The following is a 16,140-nucleotide window of genomic DNA, read 5'->3' as shown; positions in this document are numbered from 1 at the left end:
CGTATCATCGCCTCAACTCCGAATTCGTCAACGAGAGCACGAAATGCTAAAAACGGGTTTATTCTGACCCGCTAAGGATCGCGTCAATTTTCGCCAGTTCCTCTGTCGAGAAATGCCGATTCTCGAGCATGCTTGCTGCGTCATCAATTTGCGCCGTTTTACTGGCACCAATCAGCACAGACGTCACGGCATCGTGGCGCAGGATCCAGGCCAGTGCCATCTGCGACAGCTTCTGGTTCCGGCTTTCGGCCAATGCATTCAGCTTGCGGACTTTAACCAGCTTTTCCTCGGTCAACTGATCGGGGTTGAGGAACTTGCTGCCGCTGGCGGCTCGCGAGTCTTCAGGAATGCCGTTCAAATAGCGATTGGTCAGTTGGCCGCCCGCCAGCGGGGAGAAAGGAATACATCCCACGCCTTTCTCGTTCAGTACGTCCAGCAAACCCGCCTCAGGCGCGCGCTCGAACATGGAGTATTTCGGCTGGTGGATGAGACAGGGTGTGCCGAGATCCTCCAGGATCGTTATCGCCTGACGCGCCAGTTCGGCAGGGTAGTTGGATAATCCGACGTACAGCGCTTTGCCCTGACGCACGAGATGGTAGAGCGCTTTCATCGTCTCTGTTAACGGCGTTTCAGGATCCGGACGGTGGTGATAAAAGATGTCGACATACTCCAGCCCCATACGCTTCAGGCTTTGGTCCAGGCTCGAAATCAGGTATTTGCGTGAACCCCAGTCGCCGTAAGGGCCGTCCCACATGGTGTAGCCCGCTTTTGTAGAGATGATCAGTTCATCGCGCCACGGCAGGAAATCCTCCTGCAAAATGCGCCCGAAGTTGCGTTCTGCAGAGCCTGGTGGTGGGCCGTAGTTATTGGCAAGGTCAAAATGCGTAATGCCCAGATCGAAGGCGCGCTGTAAAAGTTGACGGCTGGTTTCGAGTAGCGTGGCGTCACCGAAGTTATGCCAGAGGCCCAGGGAGATAGCGGGCAGCTTGAGACCACTGCGTCCACAACGGCGATACTGCATTGACTGATAACGATTTTTGTCCGGCTGATAACCCATTTCATCACCTCAGGCGTTGAAAAGAAAAATGTGTGTATACGTTTACACTAACTCAACGGAAAGGGAAAGAACGCCGTATTTTTTGTAAAGCAATCTTTCCATGGCCTACTTATTGGCGTTTCTGGACAGTCATCGCGCTTCTCTAATACTCAGAGGGAGGTCAACGTCAGAAGGACACCTGTTATGACAACCCCATACTGCGTCGCTGATTACCTGCTGGACCGTCTTACAGATTGCGGTGCCGATCATCTGTTTGGCGTGCCGGGCGACTACAACCTGCAGTTTCTCGATCACGTAATAGACAGCCCGGACATCTGCTGGGTGGGCTGTGCCAATGAACTGAATGCCTCTTACGCCGCCGACGGCTATGCCCGCTGCAAAGGCTTTGCCGCACTGCTGACGACATTTGGCGTGGGGGAATTAAGCGCCATGAACGGCATCGCGGGCAGCTTTGCCGAACATGTGCCGGTATTGCATATCGTAGGGGCGCCGGGCATGGCGTCACAGCAGCGCGGTGAGTTATTGCACCACACGCTGGGCGACGGGGAGTTTCGCCATTTCTATCACATGAGCGAACCGATCACTGTGGCGCAGGCGATCCTGACCGAACAAAATGCCTGCTATGAAATTGACCGCGTCCTCACGACGATGCTTCGCGAGCGCCGTCCGGGCTATCTGATGTTGCCCGCCGATGTGGCCAAAAAAGCCGCGACGCCACCTGTAAACGCTCTCACGCTGCGCGCTACCGAGGGAGATGATGCGTGCCTGCAGGCGTTTCGCGACGCCGCGCAACAGCGCCTGGCCGCCACCAGGCGCACCGCGCTGCTGGCCGATTTTTTAGTGCTTCGCCACGGGCTAAAACAGGCGCTGCAAAAATGGGTAAACGAGGTGCCGATGGCGCACGCCACCATGCTGATGGGCAAAGGCATTTTCGATGAGCGCCAGGCCGGTTTTTACGGTACTTACAGCGGTTCGGCGAGTGCTGCAGCGGTGAAAGAGGCGATTGAGGGGGCGGATACGGTGTTGTGCATCGGGACCCGGTTTACCGACACCCTGACCGCCGGGTTTACCCATCAGCTCACGCCGGCGCAGACGATAGAAGTGCAGCCACATGCTTCACGGGTGGGCGACGTCTGGTATACCGGCATTACCATGCAGCAGGCGATTGAAACCCTGACGCAACTGTGCAAACAGCATGTGCATCACGCCCGGATCTCCGTTGACGCGCACCGTGATGCCCATTCCGTGCAGACAGGCTCGCTCACCCAGGAGAACTTCTGGAGCACGCTGCAAACCTTTATCCGCCCTGGCGATATTATACTTGCCGACCAGGGTACGTCGGCCTTCGGTGCCATCGATCTCCGGCTGCCGGCGGACGTGAACTTTATCGTCCAGCCGCTGTGGGGGTCTATTGGTTATACGCTGGCGGCGGCCTTCGGGGCGCAAACGGCGTGCCCGAACCGCCGGGTGATCGTGCTGACCGGGGACGGCGCAGCGCAGCTGACTATTCAGGAGCTGGGGTCAATGCTGCGTGATAAACAGCATCCCATCGTGCTGGTGCTCAATAACGAAGGATACACAGTGGAGAGGGCGATCCACGGGCCAGAGCAACGCTATAACGATATCGCGCTATGGAACTGGACGCAGATCCCGCAGGCGCTCAGCCTGGATCCCCAGGCGGAGTGCTGGCGCGTCAGTGAGGCGGAACAGCTGGCGGAGGTGCTGGACAAAGTGGCGCACCACGAGCGCCTGGCCCTGATTGAGGTGATGCTCCCCAAAGCCGATATCCCGCCGCTGCTGGCCGCTCTTACCAAAGCGCTGGAGGCGCGAAACAGCGCCTGATCACTTATCGTTACGCCAGGCCATTAACATCGGTTTGCCCGCCAGCAGGAGCCAGGCGGGCAACATCACGATGCAGAGCAGCGGGAGTAAGGTGGTGTCCGGCACGACCACGGCGGCCATAAACAGGCTTAGCCAGGCATCACGTGTGACCACCAGCACCAGCCCCAGAATAGAGCAGGAGACGGTAATGGCTGCCGGTACGGCATCCACGTGCTCATGCAACATCAGCCCCAGCGCCACCCCGACAAACACCGCCGGGAAAATACGGCCTCCGCGAAAACCGCATGCTGCCGCCACCACCAGCGCTGCCAGCTTAATCAGCGCGAAAAGCAGATAATCCGAGACGCTAAACACCTGACTAAACGCCAGTTGCTGCATCTCGTCCAGCCCTTTAAACAGGGTTACCGGCCCGCCTATCGCCCCTAAAACCCCCAGAATGAGACCGCCGACGCCCAGAATCAAAACCGGATGCTTAAGTTTGTGCATCAGACGATGCAGGCGCGGCAGACACCACACCGCGACCATGCCCAGCGCAATGGCGATAGCAACCACGATTGCGCCGCTGAAGATATCGGCAAGCTGCATTTGGCCATAGTGAGGCAGCGAAAGGGAAAAATGGGGATGGAAAAACAGGCTGGTGGTGAGAGCGCCCGCTGCGGCGGCCATCAGCGGTGCAAACAGCTTATCCCACAGCGGAACATCGTTATTGCTGCTGAGCGTCTGAGAGAAGATCAGCGCGGCGGCAACGGGGGTGCCAAACAGCGCGCCAATGGTGCCTGCGGAGGCCAGGATCGTCCAGTCCAGGGCATCAACGCGCGGAAAAATACGCGACCCGAGAAACACCGCCAGAGCGATATTCACCGCCATGATCGGGTGTTCCGGGCCGAGGCTCACGCCTCCCGCCAGGCCCAGGATCAGCGCGATGATGAGCCCCGGCAGGGCCGACGGGTTAACCGGTGCCCCGATCAGCGGTTCCAGCGCCGGATCCGGCCCGGCGTGGCCTGGGCTAAAGCGGATCACCAGCCCCACGGCAATACCGGTAAGCGTCAGCATGGCGATAATCCACGCAGGGGAATCAATGTTCATCCCCAGGCTGGTCGGCAACGCTGTCCACAGCATCGTCTGCAGTACCGCGGCGACTTTCATGACGACGATAAGCACCAGGCTTGACGCTATGCCAATAATCAGCGCCGGGATGGCCAATAACAGCATGGTTCTGGCTCGCGGGTGGAGCATGATAATTTCCTTGTACAAAACGGCCTAACGTGACTTTGCGTATTCAGCATTGTGGCAATAGTGTAAAAGGTGCTGAAACGGTAAAGTTATTCTGTGACGAAGATCGATTATCCTGGGGCATTCATCTTCTGGTCGTTGTTGTTATGACGCCTTGAATTTACAGTGTCCCAAAGATTTATTCTGACTTTAGCGGAGCAGTAGAAGAATGACAAAGTATGCTTTAGTGGGTGATGTGGGCGGCACCAACGCACGGCTGGCATTGTGCGATATCAATACCGGTGAAATAACGCAAGCGAAAACCTATTCAGGGCTGGATTATCCAAGCCTGGAAGCCGTTGTGCGCGTCTACCTGGACGAGCATAACGTTCAGGTTAAAGATGGCTGCATTGCCATTGCCTGCCCGATTACCGGTGACTGGGTGGCGATGACCAACCACACGTGGGCATTCTCTATTGCCGAAATGCAAAAAAACCTCGGTTTTGCACATCTGGAAATCATCAATGACTTCACCGCCGTGTCCATGGCGATCCCGATGCTGAAGCCAGACCACCTGATACAGTTTGGCGGCACCGCGCCCGTTGAAGGCAAACCAATCGCCGTTTACGGGGCGGGCACCGGGCTGGGGGTGGCTCACCTGGTGCATGTGGATAAACGTTGGGTCAGCCTGCCGGGCGAAGGCGGTCACGTGGATTTCGCGCCTAACAGTGAAGAAGAGGGAATTATCCTTGAAGAGCTGCGGGCGGAAATTGGGCACGTCTCAGCAGAGCGCGTGCTCTCCGGGCCAGGCCTCGTGAATTTGTACCGTGCGATTGTGAAATCCGACGGTCGGCTGCCGGAAAACCTTAAACCGAAAGATGTCACTGAACGCGCGTTAGCAGACAGCTGCACCGACTGTCGTCGCGCGCTGTCGCTGTTCTGCGTGATCATGGGACGGTTCGGCGGAAACCTGGCGCTGAATCTCAACACCTTCGGCGGCGTTTATATCGCGGGCGGGATCGTCCCGCGCTTCCTCGACTTCTTTAAAGCGTCCGGTTTCCGTGGCGGGTTTGAAGATAAAGGACGTTTCAGAAGCTACATTCAGGACATTCCGGTTTACCTGATTGTGCACGATAACCCGGGTCTGCTCGGCTCTGGCGCGCATTTGCGTCAGGTACTCGGTCAGATCCTCTGACATGTTAAGCCCTCTTCACCCGAAGAGGGCTTTTTCGTTACAGATGCATTAACTGGCGAAACTCTTTTACCCTGCTGCGGCTTACCGGCACCTGAAAATCCAGATCCTTCAGGCGCAAAATATAGGTGTTGTTGAACCAAGGTTCGATCTCGCGGATCTTACTTAAATTCACGCAAAACGACCGGTGGCAGCGGAAGAAGTGCGACGCAGGCAGTTTGCTGCAAAACTCGGTGATATTCATCGCCATCACGTACGATTCGCGCCGCGTATAAACAAACGTCATTTTCTCATGCGCTTCGGCGTAATAAATATCATTGATGGGGGTTACGATGATCCGCTCATCCTTGACCAGGTTAATGGTGTCATTTTCGCGCGCGGCAGGGCTGGCGCTGACCGGCGCGGCCTGCTGCTGTTGCCAGGCCGATTCCAGCTTTTGCAGCATGCTCACAATCCGTGATTCCTGATACGGCTTAAGGATGTAATCAAAAGCCTCAAGTTCAAAGGCTTCAACCGCATGCTCTTTCCACGCGGTGACAAACACGATAAACGGCTTATGGGCGAACTGATTGATATTTTGCGCCAGCAGTACGCCGTCCAGGGAGGGAATGTTGATATCAAGAAACAGGGCGTCGACGCGGTTGTGCTGCAGGAATTTCAGCACGTCCAGGCCATCGTCAAACGTTCCCACGATCTCCATCTGGCTGTGGGTTTTAATCAGCCAGCTCAGCTCCTGCTGAGCCAGAATTTCATCTTCCACGATGATGACTTTCATGTATTACTCCGGCCTATGGCAGCAGTGAAGAGGGCGCATGAACGGCCGAGCGTTCATTCGGGACGTAAAAGGCGATTTCAGTGCCTGGCTCCAGGCGGCGGATATGCAAGCCATCGCCATACAGCAGCTTGACGCGGTGATGCACGTTCAGTAACCCGATTTTGTTCCCCGGCATTTCATTGGACTCCACGCGCTCAATCACCTGCGCATCAATGCCGTGGCCGGTATCACGCACCGCAATGCGTACCCGATTGCCGCTTTCCGTCACGCTGATGGTCACTACCCCTTTGCCTTTACAGGGCTGAATACCGTGAACGATCGCGTTTTCGACCAGCGGCTGGATCAGCAGGCTCGGGATCACGCAGTTCACCTCTTCATCAATATCGTAAATGACCGTGAGTTTGTCACCAAAGCGCGCCTGCTCGATCGTGATATAGTCTTTAATCTGATACAGCTCTTTTTTGATGTCGATCTGCTCGTCGTCTTTCAGCTCAATGTTGTAGCGAAGATAGCGCGACAGATTGAAGATCAACTGACGCGCGGTGTCCGGATTAAGCCGAATGGAAGAGGAGATGGCATTCAGGGCGTTAAACAGGAAATGGGGATTTATTTTACTTTGCAGCGCGCGAAGCTCTGCCTTATTTGCCATCTCACGAAGCTGCTCCGCGCGGGAAACTTCGAGCTGCGTGGAGATAATCTGCGACAGCCCGATAGCCATCTCCTGGAGGTAGGAGGTTATCTGGTGGGCGTGGCAGTAATAAATTTTCAGCGTACCGGTGACCACCCCTTTTTCCCAAAGCGGGATCACAAGCATGGAGTGAATTTCGGGCGTTCTGTGAGCCTCATCATTGTTTTTAATGATGATTTTCCCGTAGTTGATCGCTTTTCTCGTGGTCGGGCTAATGGTGTCGTCATTGTCATGATAGTTATCTTCACCCACGCCAACGTAGGCCAACACGCGGTCGATGTTGGTGATGGCGACGGCATCGGCGTGTATATCACGCCGAATGATATCGCATACCTGGCGTAACGATTCGGCGTTTACATGGCGGAACAGCGGCAGCGTTTTGTTGGCAATATCCAGCGCAAGCTTGGCCTGACGGGCCGCGAGCGCCTCTTTTTCCCCTTCGACACTTTGTACCAGCAGCACGATAAAGCCGATGCAGACGCTACCGAGGATCATCGGAATACCGATTTTTGACACAATATCAAGACCCAGCGCCACGGTCGGTGCCCAGGCGACAACCAGGATCATCGTCAGGGTTTCGCACACCATGCCCGCGATGATCCCAACGCGCCAGTGCTGTTTTTTCGGCACGCGTCGGTTAATCAGGCCTGACAGTATCCCGGCAATAATGCTGGTAATAAAGCAGGGAACGGCCGTCACGCCACCGATATCAATCAGGTAGCGGTGCGTGCCTGCAATGATGCCGGTAATCACGCCTACCCATGGGCCGAACAGGATCCCGCCCGACATCACGGCGATGATTCGCACGTTGACCAATGATCCCTCTACCGGGACGCCGGACCAGGTGCTGAACAGGGCGAACATCGAGAAAATAGCCGTAACGCCCAGCAGCTCCTTAGGCGAGTGTGCAGACTTGTGCAAAAGCTCGCGAAAAAGGCGAATGCGAATGAGAAAGAACAGGCAGATCAGCATTAATGCCGCGCGGTCAAAAACCGCCAGGAGCATGTTGAATATTTCGTGCACGGGTTAACCACGGAAAGGGGAAAGCGCTATGATAAAAAACCTGCGACTCAATGACCAGCTATCCGTCCGGTTTATCAAATGAGGAAAAACCATAATTTACAAAGGGGATTGTTGTCAGGTGCCTGAAAAATCCTGCGCTCTCAGGTGGCGACAGGTATAACGTAAATTTATTGATATCATGATGTTAAACGAAAGATATCACGCAATGTTTTCCGCAGTCTGGCTTCCGCTTTTCGCAAATCCCTACTTCCGGTTTTAAATCAGAACGTATTTTTTATTTTCCCTCTCGACAGCCGCTTTTTATTCAGGTTATTTTCTAAGCTCGCCACATCGGTGGCAGCGTCGCTCGGACGGTCTGGGCGCTCACGTTAATCTGAGGAATATATGGCTGACTCCAGTCCTGAACGCCGTTTCACGCGTATCGATCGTCTTCCCCCTTATGTCTTTAATATCACTGCTGAACTGAAAATGGCTGCGCGTCGGCGCGGCGAAGACATTATCGATTTCAGCATGGGTAACCCTGATGGCCCAACGCCTGCGCACATCGTCGAGAAACTCTGTACGGTCGCCCAGCGTCCCGACACGCATGGCTACTCGACTTCGCGTGGTATTCCCCGACTGCGCCGCGCGATCTCGCGCTGGTATCAGGAACGCTACAGCGTCGAGATCGACCCTGAGAGCGAAGCGATTGTCACCATTGGTTCAAAAGAGGGGCTGGCGCATTTGATGCTGGCCACGCTGGATCACGGCGACACCGTCCTGGTGCCGAATCCCAGCTACCCCATTCATATCTATGGTGCCGTTATTGCTGGCGCGCAGGTGCGCTCTGTGCCGCTGGTGGAAGGGGTGGATTTCTTTAACGAGCTGGAACGCGCCATTCGGGAAAGCTACCCGAAACCGAAGATGATGATTCTGGGCTTCCCGTCTAACCCGACGGCGCAGTGCGTTGAGCTGGAGTTCTTCGAGAAAGTGGTCGCCCTGGCAAAACGTTACGATGTGCTGGTGGTTCACGACTTAGCCTATGCCGATATCGTCTATGACGGCTGGAAAGCGCCTTCCATTATGCAGGTGCCAGGCGCGCGTGATGTCGCGGTGGAGTTCTTTACGCTGTCGAAAAGCTACAACATGGCCGGCTGGCGCATTGGCTTTATGGTGGGCAATAAAACGCTGGTGAGTGCGCTGGCGCGGATTAAGAGCTATCACGACTACGGCACGTTCACACCGTTGCAGGTAGCCGCGATTGCGGCGCTGGAAGGCGACCAGCAGTGTGTCCAGGATATTGCTGCGCAGTATAAGCGCCGTCGCGACGTGCTGGTCAAAGGGTTGCACGAGGCGGGCTGGATGGTCGAGATGCCTAAAGCCTCAATGTACGTCTGGGCTAAAATCCCTGAACCTTACGCGGCGATGGGCTCGCTGGAGTTTGCTAAGAAGCTTCTGCAGGATGCGAAGGTCTGCGTCTCACCGGGGATTGGCTTCGGTGATTATGGCGATACCCATGTGCGCTTTGCCCTGATTGAAAACAGCGACCGTATTCGCCAGGCGGTGAGGGGCATCAAGAGTATGTTCCGGGCGGACGGGCTACTCGTGTCGAGAAACACAGCCGAGTAACCAGGCTGAAAAGTAAAAAAGGCGCCCTGGGCGCCTTTTTTTATGCATGTGCTCGACTAGATCATCAGGGCAAAGGTTCCGGCCCAAACCAATACAATCACCGAAATGCCCATAAAGAAATATTTCACGTTTCATCGCTCCGCGTATCTTTTGGTACGCATTAACAAACAGAGTCCACTTGAGTATAGAGAGTGGAAATCGCACTTAAACGGAAATAAGAATTATCCCGTTACGCCGCCGACTTCCGCTCAGAATTCTGTACATTCCCATCAACAGACGGCGCTAATGTACGCCTAAATATGGGGGGTGACAAGTGAGATTTTTTTAAATACTTTCCGTGACTTACAAGTGTCGTGGAACGGCGACAGTATGATTTCGGTGAGAAATAAATTCGTATTGAGCGACGCACACTAAACCGATAACGCATCGTCATTACAGGGAATTAACAGGTTAATTTCTCTACAAAACTAACCTGTTAACCGGACTCAGATATAGAGTGAGCTTTCACCGAGCGGGCGCGTTTTGAAACGACGGTGCATCCACAGGTATTGCTCAGGCGCACGCATGATCTCTGTCTCGATGATTTTGTTGATGAACGCAGCGGCTTCGCACTCGTTTTCAGGGTAGTTCGCCATTTCCGGAGAGATATGCAGGCGATAGCCTGACTTATCCGCTTTTCTCACCATCGTTACCGTCAACATGGCGGCGCTGGAGAGGCGTGAAATCACAAAGGTGCCGTTGGTCGTCGCGACGTCTTTAACCGCGAAGAAAGGTGCAAAGCTACTGCCTTTACGCCCGTAATCCTGATCGGGCGCGAACCAGACGGCTTCCCCTTTTTTCAGCGCGCTGACCATGCCACGCAGGTTGTTGCGGCTGATCATCGCCTTATTGGAACGCATACGCCCCCGCGTCTGCACCCATTCCATCAGGGCGCTGTTGTGCGGACGATAGGTTGCCATCATCGGCTGACAAAGACCCATGACGCGGCCACCCAGCTCAAGCGACATAAAATGAACGCCAACGACCATAACGCCACGGTTTTGCAACTGCGCGCGTTTCAGGTTTTCAAGACCCTCAACGTCAAACCATTTACGGACGCGTTCATCAGGCCAGAACCAGGCCATGCCGGTTTCAAGCAATGCCATGCCGATGGATTTGAAGTTTTCAGCAATCAGCTTTTCATGCTCTTGTGCATTGTATTGCGGAAAGCAAAGCTCGAGGTTTTTACGAGCAATGGATTCACGGCGTTTAAGGAAATGGCGCGATGCGCTTCCGAGCTTTGAGCCCAGGAAACGAATGACGGGATAAGGGAGCTGAACCAGCAGCCAAAGAACGCCAAGGCCAAACCATGTAAACCAGTAACGCGGGTGCAAAAACGCGCGTTTGAAATTGGATTGAGACAAAATAGTGGAACCTATGTAAAGCCTGTGAAAGTAGCGCCAATTCGCGATACCACGTGCCAATTAGACCGTAGAACTTGGGCAGGGTTGCAGGCTTTACCGAACTTTACGGCGTTGCCTGGCCAGTGCTGACGTTGGGTGGGCGGCATAATGTAGCACCGTTATACGCTATGTGCTATGAAACGTTTTTGATTAAAAAAGCGGCGCTTCGTGAGCCGATTGATTTCGCTGGCTTTTAATCACAAACGGAAACCATTTTACCGCGTTATTTCAGAATGCTGCATCTCATTTTTAACTTTCGCCAGCATCTTCCGATCGTTAACCACTGCTGATAAAGTCAGAATTATCCGCAACATATTTTACCAGCAGAGGCGAAAGGTGAGCGCGCGCATCGACTATCAAATCGAAAAATACCGTTTTTCAGAAGCGAATGAACCGCCTCGCCTGAAACAGCAATGGTCAGATGTCCTTAACGAGTGTCAGGCGAACAGGCTGGGCGCAGAAGAACGCTTACGTTTTGCGCTCCTGAATGTCGATTATGTCACCAGCTTTGAGCTTCCTTTTCGCCTGCTGCTGATCCGCACGCCGCAACTAATAGCCGCCGTGCGAAATGAACTGCAGGTCAATCAGAAGAACGTCACCTTCAACGGCAAACGATTCGGCTGCGTCTGGAGCATCAAAAGCGATATCGCCACCCTACCCGATGAATTTCAGTATCACCTGACCACCCGCATCCGACGAATCGACGCAACGGGCAGCACGGAGGCGGCCTACCGGCATATTGCTCAGCAGGTCAAACTGCCGCGTGAACGGCTTAAGCTGGCGCTGGAGAGCGGGCTTGAAGTCACCGCTCTGGACGGACTTTTCTGGTTCGGCATTCAGCGGATTGCCGCTGACATTCAGAGACTAAGGAAAGCAGGGATGAGGATAGTCACATCAGAAAGGGACGTTTTCGATACGCTCACCGACACAACGCGACGCATTCCTGTGTACCAGGCGGTGATGAGCGGAGGCGAATCTGAAGTGTCCCCTGCAGGAATCGAACCTGCAACTAGCCCTTAGGAGGGGCTCGTTATATCCATTTAACTAAGGGGACGAGGCGGCACGAGTATAACGTTATTTACACTTTGCGTTAAGCGCATTGCCGCCTGACTGCTTAAAGAGTCGCCACTCAGGCCGGTTTTTTTGCCGATTTGTCCTTATTTTCCTTCGCCTTGCGCTCAGCCTTGCGTTTGTTGGACATGTCGTTACGGATCTGCGCATGGCTCAGCAGGGCAAAGATAAAGGTGCCGCCACAGATGTTTCCGGCAAGGGTAGGGAGCGCAAACGGCCAGAAGAAATCGGTCCAGTGCAGGGTGCCATTGAACACCAGATAAAGGATTTCCACAGTACCGACCACGATATGCGTGGTGTCCGCCAGCGCGATAAGCCATGTCATCAGAATGATTACCACAATTTTAGCGCTGCCTGCCGACGGGAACATCCAGACCATGGTCGCCACGATCCACCCGGAAATGATGGCATTCGAGAACATCTCTAACGGCGTGTTTTTCATGACGTCCATGCCGATTTTGACGAAGGCGTCGCGCGTGGGTTCATCGAAAATAGGCATATATTCGAATGCCCAGGCGGCGATGCCGGTGCCGATGATATTACCCAGCAACACCACGCTCCACAGGCGCATCAGTAAGCCGAAATTACTCAGGGTAGGGTTTTGCATCACCGGTAAAACGGCGGTGACGGTGTTCTCGGTAAACAGCTGCTGACGCGCCATAATCACGATGACAAAACCGAAGGTATAACCGAGGTTTTCGACTAAAAATCCGCCGGGCACGCCCTCGAGCTGAACGTGGAAAATCCCTTTAGCCAGCAGAGAAGCCCCCATCGACAGACCGGCGGCGATGGCTGACCAGAGCAGCGCCATGGCGTCGCGCTCCATCTCTTTTTCGCCGTCCTGACGAATATGCTCGTGGATCGCCATCGCGCGCGAGGGAAGGCGATCCTCGTCAATCTCTATCTCCTCACCGCGATCTTTTTCCTCACTTTCAATCTCATGCTCCTCATGACTTTCGCCTATTTTTTCTTCACCAATGTCTTTCATAACCGCTCCTTGAGGAAAACCTTTTCTTTTAAGCGTAGCGGCATTTAACAAAAACCCCGTGGGGATGCTCTTAAATTGCCGGAAATGACAACAAAGGTGATACTCCTCCTGTAAAGACAGGATAAAATTGCCAGCGAAACGAATTGTGAAAGACAGGCTATGCTGAGATCAGAGTCACGCTAACGCCTGCCCGTACGTGTGCTCGTAGACATCGGGAAACGTGCTGTTACAATCATTTGCACGTTTTCATGCGGAGCGCCACCTGCTCCGTTACGGATGGCAATCAACGATAGCCATATTGAACAGGGAGATATTTATGAAACTTCGGCTGTCGGCGCTTGCGCTGGGCGCAACGATGCTTGTGGGCTGCGCCAGCTCTGGCGAGCAAACGGGACGCTCCGATCCTTTCGAAGGATTTAACCGCTCAATGTATAACTTCAACTACAACGTGCTGGACCCGTACGTGGTTCGCCCTGTAGCGGTAGCATGGCGCGATTATGTTCCCCAACCTGCGCGTAACGGGCTCAGTAACTTCACCAGCAACCTGGAAGAACCCGCGGTGATGGCGAACTACTTCCTGCAAGGGGATCCGTATCAGGGGATGGTGCATTTCACCCGTTTCTTCCTGAACACCCTGCTGGGGATGGGCGGCTTCATTGATGTGGCAGGCATGGCTAACCAGAAGCTGCAGCGTGAACAGCCGCACCGCTTCGGTAGCACGCTGGGGCACTATGGCGTAGGGTACGGCCCGTATGTCCATCTGCCGTTCTATGGCAGTTTCACCGTGCGTGATGATGGCGGCGATATGGTGGATACGCTCTATCCGGTGCTGTCATGGCTGACCTGGCCGCTGTCGATTGGTAAATGGACGGTTGAAGGCGTCGAAACGCGTGCGCAGCTGCTGGATTCAGACGGATTGCTCCGTCAGTCCTCTGACCCGTACATCATGGTGCGTGAGGCCTACTTCCAGAATCACGACTTTATTGCCAATGGCGGCAAGCTGAAGCCGGAAGACAATCCAAACGCGAAAGCCATCGAGAACGAGCTAAAAGATATCGACTCGGAATAAATAAAAAAGGTGAGCAATGCTCACCTTTTTTTGATCTGCGCGCGATTAGAACGCGTAGTTGAAGTTCATGCCGTACAGCCAGGCTTTACCTTCAGAAGAGAACTCATACGGGCCTTCCTGGAACGACACTTTCTGACCGTGCATATAAGAGACGCCCGCATCGATAGAGGCATCTTTGTTAAAGGCATAGGTCGCACCGGCGCTCAGCCAGAAGCGGTCCTGGTCCGGGATGGAGATAGAGCGCTTATCCGCTGGTACCGGGCTGTCATCGAAGGCAATACCGGTACGGAATGTCCAGTTGTCATCCATATAGTAGGTGGTCCCCAGCGCGATACGGTACGCGTCACGGAAGCTTTCATCTTTATAGAAGAGGGTATCGCCGTTGCTGTTGGTGGCCTTAAGTTCCTGGAACTGGCTCCAGCTGGTGTAGGTCAGGCTATAGTGAACGGCCCACTGCGGTGCCACTTTGTTATAACCCGACAGTTCCCACATTTCAGGTAAATGCAGGCTCAGAGAACCGCCCGTGGTGCGGCCATCGGTGCCCATTGGCAGACCGAAGCTGCCGAGGATCTGGTTATAAGCGGAAGGCAGGCTGCTCTTGTAGTCGCCATCAAAGTCAATTTTCACTTCAGAGCGGTAGGTAAAGCCGTAACGGTTATCCTTGTCGATTTCGTACAGGATACCGGCGTTCCAGCCAAAGCCCCACTCATCACCCTTCAGGTGCGCAATCTGGGTATCTGCAGGCAGTCCCGCAACCTGCTGTGCAAGGCCAGGGATGGGCGGCAGAACGCCTGAGCCTGCCACGATCTGACCGAGGTCACCCGCGTAACGTTCGATTTTCGCTCTGGCGTATACCGCATCAAAGCCAACGCCGAAGCTCCAGTGGTTGTTCAGACGGTATGCACCGCTCAGGTTCAGGTTGAGCGTTTCGAGGTCGGTTTTACCACCGTAAGCACCGGCCGCGTAGTTGTTATTAAACTCGGTCGCTAAACCGTAGTTTGAGGTAACGGATGCACCCCAGCCGAATTGATCGTTGATAGGCGCGACGAAGTGCAGGTTAGGTACCCATGCGGTAGGCGCGATGTTATCAGAGTTCAGGCTGGCACCCGTAGGCGAGGTCCCGGTGATATCCACACCCGGATCGACAAAAATAGCGCCTGCGGAGAACATTGGGCGATCAAACATCATGATCAGCGCCGGGTTGCGGCTGGCATTGCCTGCGTCATCGGCAATTGCACCTTCCCCGGAATACGCACGGCCAAGGCCAGAGGAAGAAAATTCGTTTAACTGGAAGCCCGCTGACCAGGCGGACGTTGAGACGATTGCCACTGCAACTGCTAACGCAGTCTTTTTAAACAGGGTTTTCTGGCTCATGACCATAACCTCATTGAGTTATTTTTATTCAATATTTGTTACATACCGTAACAGGAGCGCGAAGTGTAGGGTCTGAGGTACCGCAGACAAATCAGACCAGTGGCGAGAGTATAGGTCTGACCAGCTAGAGTGTTGCAAGTATGTTTATTAATATTTTCAAACATGTTTCTAGAAACGAGATCTGGTTGGCAAAAATGTGACCATAGGGCGTCGTCCGAAAAGGTGATTTTTGTTTTAGATCATTTTTTAGTGTGATATCGGTCACTTATCTCATTTTGCCTCATTAACGGCTGGAGAGAGGCTGCGCCGGGGCGTAAAATATCCTCAACGTGTTTATCTCGCGTCTTACGCGAATACAGAGGAAATTGAGCTATGAGTAAATGCAGTGCTGATGAAACCCCGGTTTGCTGCTGTATGGATGTTGGAACCATCATGGACAACACCGATTGCACCGCGTCTTACAGTCGTGTGTTCAGCAACCGTGCCGAAGCGGAAGAAACCCTGGCCGCGCTGAGCCAGCGTGCGCGCGAGGTGGAATCCGATCCGTGCGAAATTAAGTCCACCTTTACTGAAGTGGATGGCGGCGTGCAGCTGGACATCGATTTTGTTTTCGCCTGCGAAGCCGAAACCCTGATTTTCCAGCTGGGTCTGCGTTAATTCCACCAGTCTGCGGCCTTCTTTTACCTGAGAGGGCAAAAACCGCAACAATGCCTCTGCTCAACAGGGGCATTTTCTTTTTCTTCTCTGTGTATTAGCTCGCACTTTTTCGTTTCCCCGATTGGCTCAATGTAAAAAAATG

14 protein-coding genes and 1 tRNA gene are annotated in these 16,140 nt (G+C 54.1%); 6 read left to right on the top strand and 9 right to left on the bottom strand.

Translation table 11 applies throughout. From position 1 onward, the window contains the following. Positions 1-58: 58 nt before the first annotated feature. Positions 59-1,057: an L-glyceraldehyde 3-phosphate reductase gene (gene mgrA, locus FFS28_RS10025; protein ID WP_137849457.1), complete on the bottom strand. Its 999-nt coding sequence runs from the start codon at positions 1,055-1,057 to the stop codon at positions 59-61. Positions 1,058-1,240: 183 nt separating this feature from the next. Here mgrA and ipdC point away from each other — a divergent pair, with 183 nt between their 5' ends. Beyond that, positions 1,241-2,899 carry an indolepyruvate decarboxylase gene (ipdC, locus tag FFS28_RS10020; RefSeq protein ID WP_137849456.1) on the top strand — a complete coding sequence of 553 codons (1,659 nt, stop codon included), beginning with the start codon at positions 1,241-1,243 and terminating at the stop codon, positions 2,897-2,899. Here the strand turns inward: ipdC and FFS28_RS10015 are convergent, their stop codons facing one another. Further along, positions 2,900-4,135: an ion channel protein gene (locus tag FFS28_RS10015; protein ID WP_042320362.1), complete on the bottom strand. Its 1,236-nt coding sequence runs from the start codon at positions 4,133-4,135 to the stop codon at positions 2,900-2,902. 205 nt (positions 4,136-4,340) lie between these two features. Between FFS28_RS10015 and glk the strand changes: the two genes are divergently transcribed. After that, positions 4,341-5,306, top strand: a complete 966-nt coding sequence (gene glk / locus FFS28_RS10010) for a glucokinase (protein WP_137849455.1) — start codon at positions 4,341-4,343, stop codon at positions 5,304-5,306. Positions 5,307-5,343: 37 nt separating this feature from the next. Here the strand turns inward: glk and FFS28_RS10005 are convergent, their stop codons facing one another. Both FFS28_RS10005 and FFS28_RS10000 read right to left on the bottom strand, forming a co-directional pair. Then, positions 5,344-6,078: a LytR/AlgR family response regulator transcription factor gene (locus FFS28_RS10005; protein ID WP_058610263.1), complete on the bottom strand. Its 735-nt coding sequence runs from the start codon at positions 6,076-6,078 to the stop codon at positions 5,344-5,346. A 13-nt stretch (positions 6,079-6,091) separates the two neighbouring features. Then, a complete protein-coding gene (locus FFS28_RS10000; protein WP_137849454.1) occupies positions 6,092-7,789 on the bottom strand; it encodes a sensor histidine kinase in 1,698 nt (565 codons plus the stop codon). Between the two features lie 384 nt (positions 7,790-8,173). Here FFS28_RS10000 and alaC point away from each other — a divergent pair, with 384 nt between their 5' ends. Continuing rightward, positions 8,174-9,397 (top strand): alanine transaminase, encoded by a 1,224-nt coding sequence (gene alaC, locus FFS28_RS09995; protein WP_006176577.1) that lies wholly within the window; start codon positions 8,174-8,176, stop codon positions 9,395-9,397. Between the two features lie 56 nt (positions 9,398-9,453). Here the strand turns inward: alaC and ypdK are convergent, their stop codons facing one another. After that, positions 9,454-9,525, bottom strand: coding sequence for a membrane protein YpdK (gene ypdK / locus FFS28_RS09990; protein WP_099458937.1), 72 nt, complete (start codon positions 9,523-9,525; stop codon positions 9,454-9,456). Positions 9,526-9,882: 357 nt separating this feature from the next. Continuing rightward, the gene (gene lpxP / locus FFS28_RS09985) at positions 9,883-10,800 is read right to left on the bottom strand and encodes a kdo(2)-lipid IV(A) palmitoleoyltransferase (protein WP_042320354.1); all 918 of its coding nucleotides are present in this window, start codon (positions 10,798-10,800) and stop codon (positions 9,883-9,885) included. Positions 10,801-11,175: 375 nt separating this feature from the next. Between lpxP and FFS28_RS09980 the strand changes: the two genes are divergently transcribed. After that, complete coding sequence (locus tag FFS28_RS09980) at positions 11,176-11,859, top strand: ECs1377 family protein (protein ID WP_137849534.1); 684 nt, start codon at positions 11,176-11,178, stop codon at positions 11,857-11,859. On the opposite strand, the gene FFS28_RS09975 is transcribed toward FFS28_RS09980, so the two are convergent. Next, positions 11,822-11,893 (bottom strand) — tRNA-Arg (locus FFS28_RS09975). The two genes, FFS28_RS09980 and FFS28_RS09975, sit on opposite strands and share 38 nt — an antisense overlap. 75 nt (positions 11,894-11,968) lie before the next feature. Further along, a complete protein-coding gene (locus FFS28_RS09970) occupies positions 11,969-12,898 on the bottom strand; it encodes a formate/nitrite transporter family protein (protein ID WP_137849453.1) in 930 nt (309 codons plus the stop codon). A 316-nt stretch (positions 12,899-13,214) separates the two neighbouring features. On the opposite strand from FFS28_RS09970, the gene mlaA reads away from it, so the two are divergent. Then, positions 13,215-13,967 (top strand): phospholipid-binding lipoprotein MlaA, encoded by a 753-nt coding sequence (gene mlaA, locus FFS28_RS09965; protein ID WP_137849452.1) that lies wholly within the window; start codon positions 13,215-13,217, stop codon positions 13,965-13,967. 45 nt (positions 13,968-14,012) lie between these two features. Here mlaA and fadL read toward each other — a convergent pair whose 3' ends face one another. Continuing rightward, positions 14,013-15,347, bottom strand: a complete 1,335-nt coding sequence (gene fadL / locus FFS28_RS09960; protein ID WP_006176572.1) for a long-chain fatty acid transporter FadL — start codon at positions 15,345-15,347, stop codon at positions 14,013-14,015. Between the two features lie 366 nt (positions 15,348-15,713). Here fadL and FFS28_RS09955 point away from each other — a divergent pair, with 366 nt between their 5' ends. Continuing rightward, positions 15,714-15,998: a YfcZ/YiiS family protein gene (locus FFS28_RS09955; protein ID WP_137849451.1), complete on the top strand. Its 285-nt coding sequence runs from the start codon at positions 15,714-15,716 to the stop codon at positions 15,996-15,998. Positions 15,999-16,140 lie beyond the last annotated feature (142 nt).

It is taken from the genome of Enterobacter sp. 2VL, from assembly GCF_005503595.1.
Classification (GTDB): Bacteria; Pseudomonadota; Gammaproteobacteria; order Enterobacterales; family Enterobacteriaceae; genus Enterobacter; species Enterobacter cancerogenus.
The sequence above is the reverse complement of the archived record's forward strand: the minus strand, read 5'-3'. Positions and strand labels throughout refer to the sequence as shown.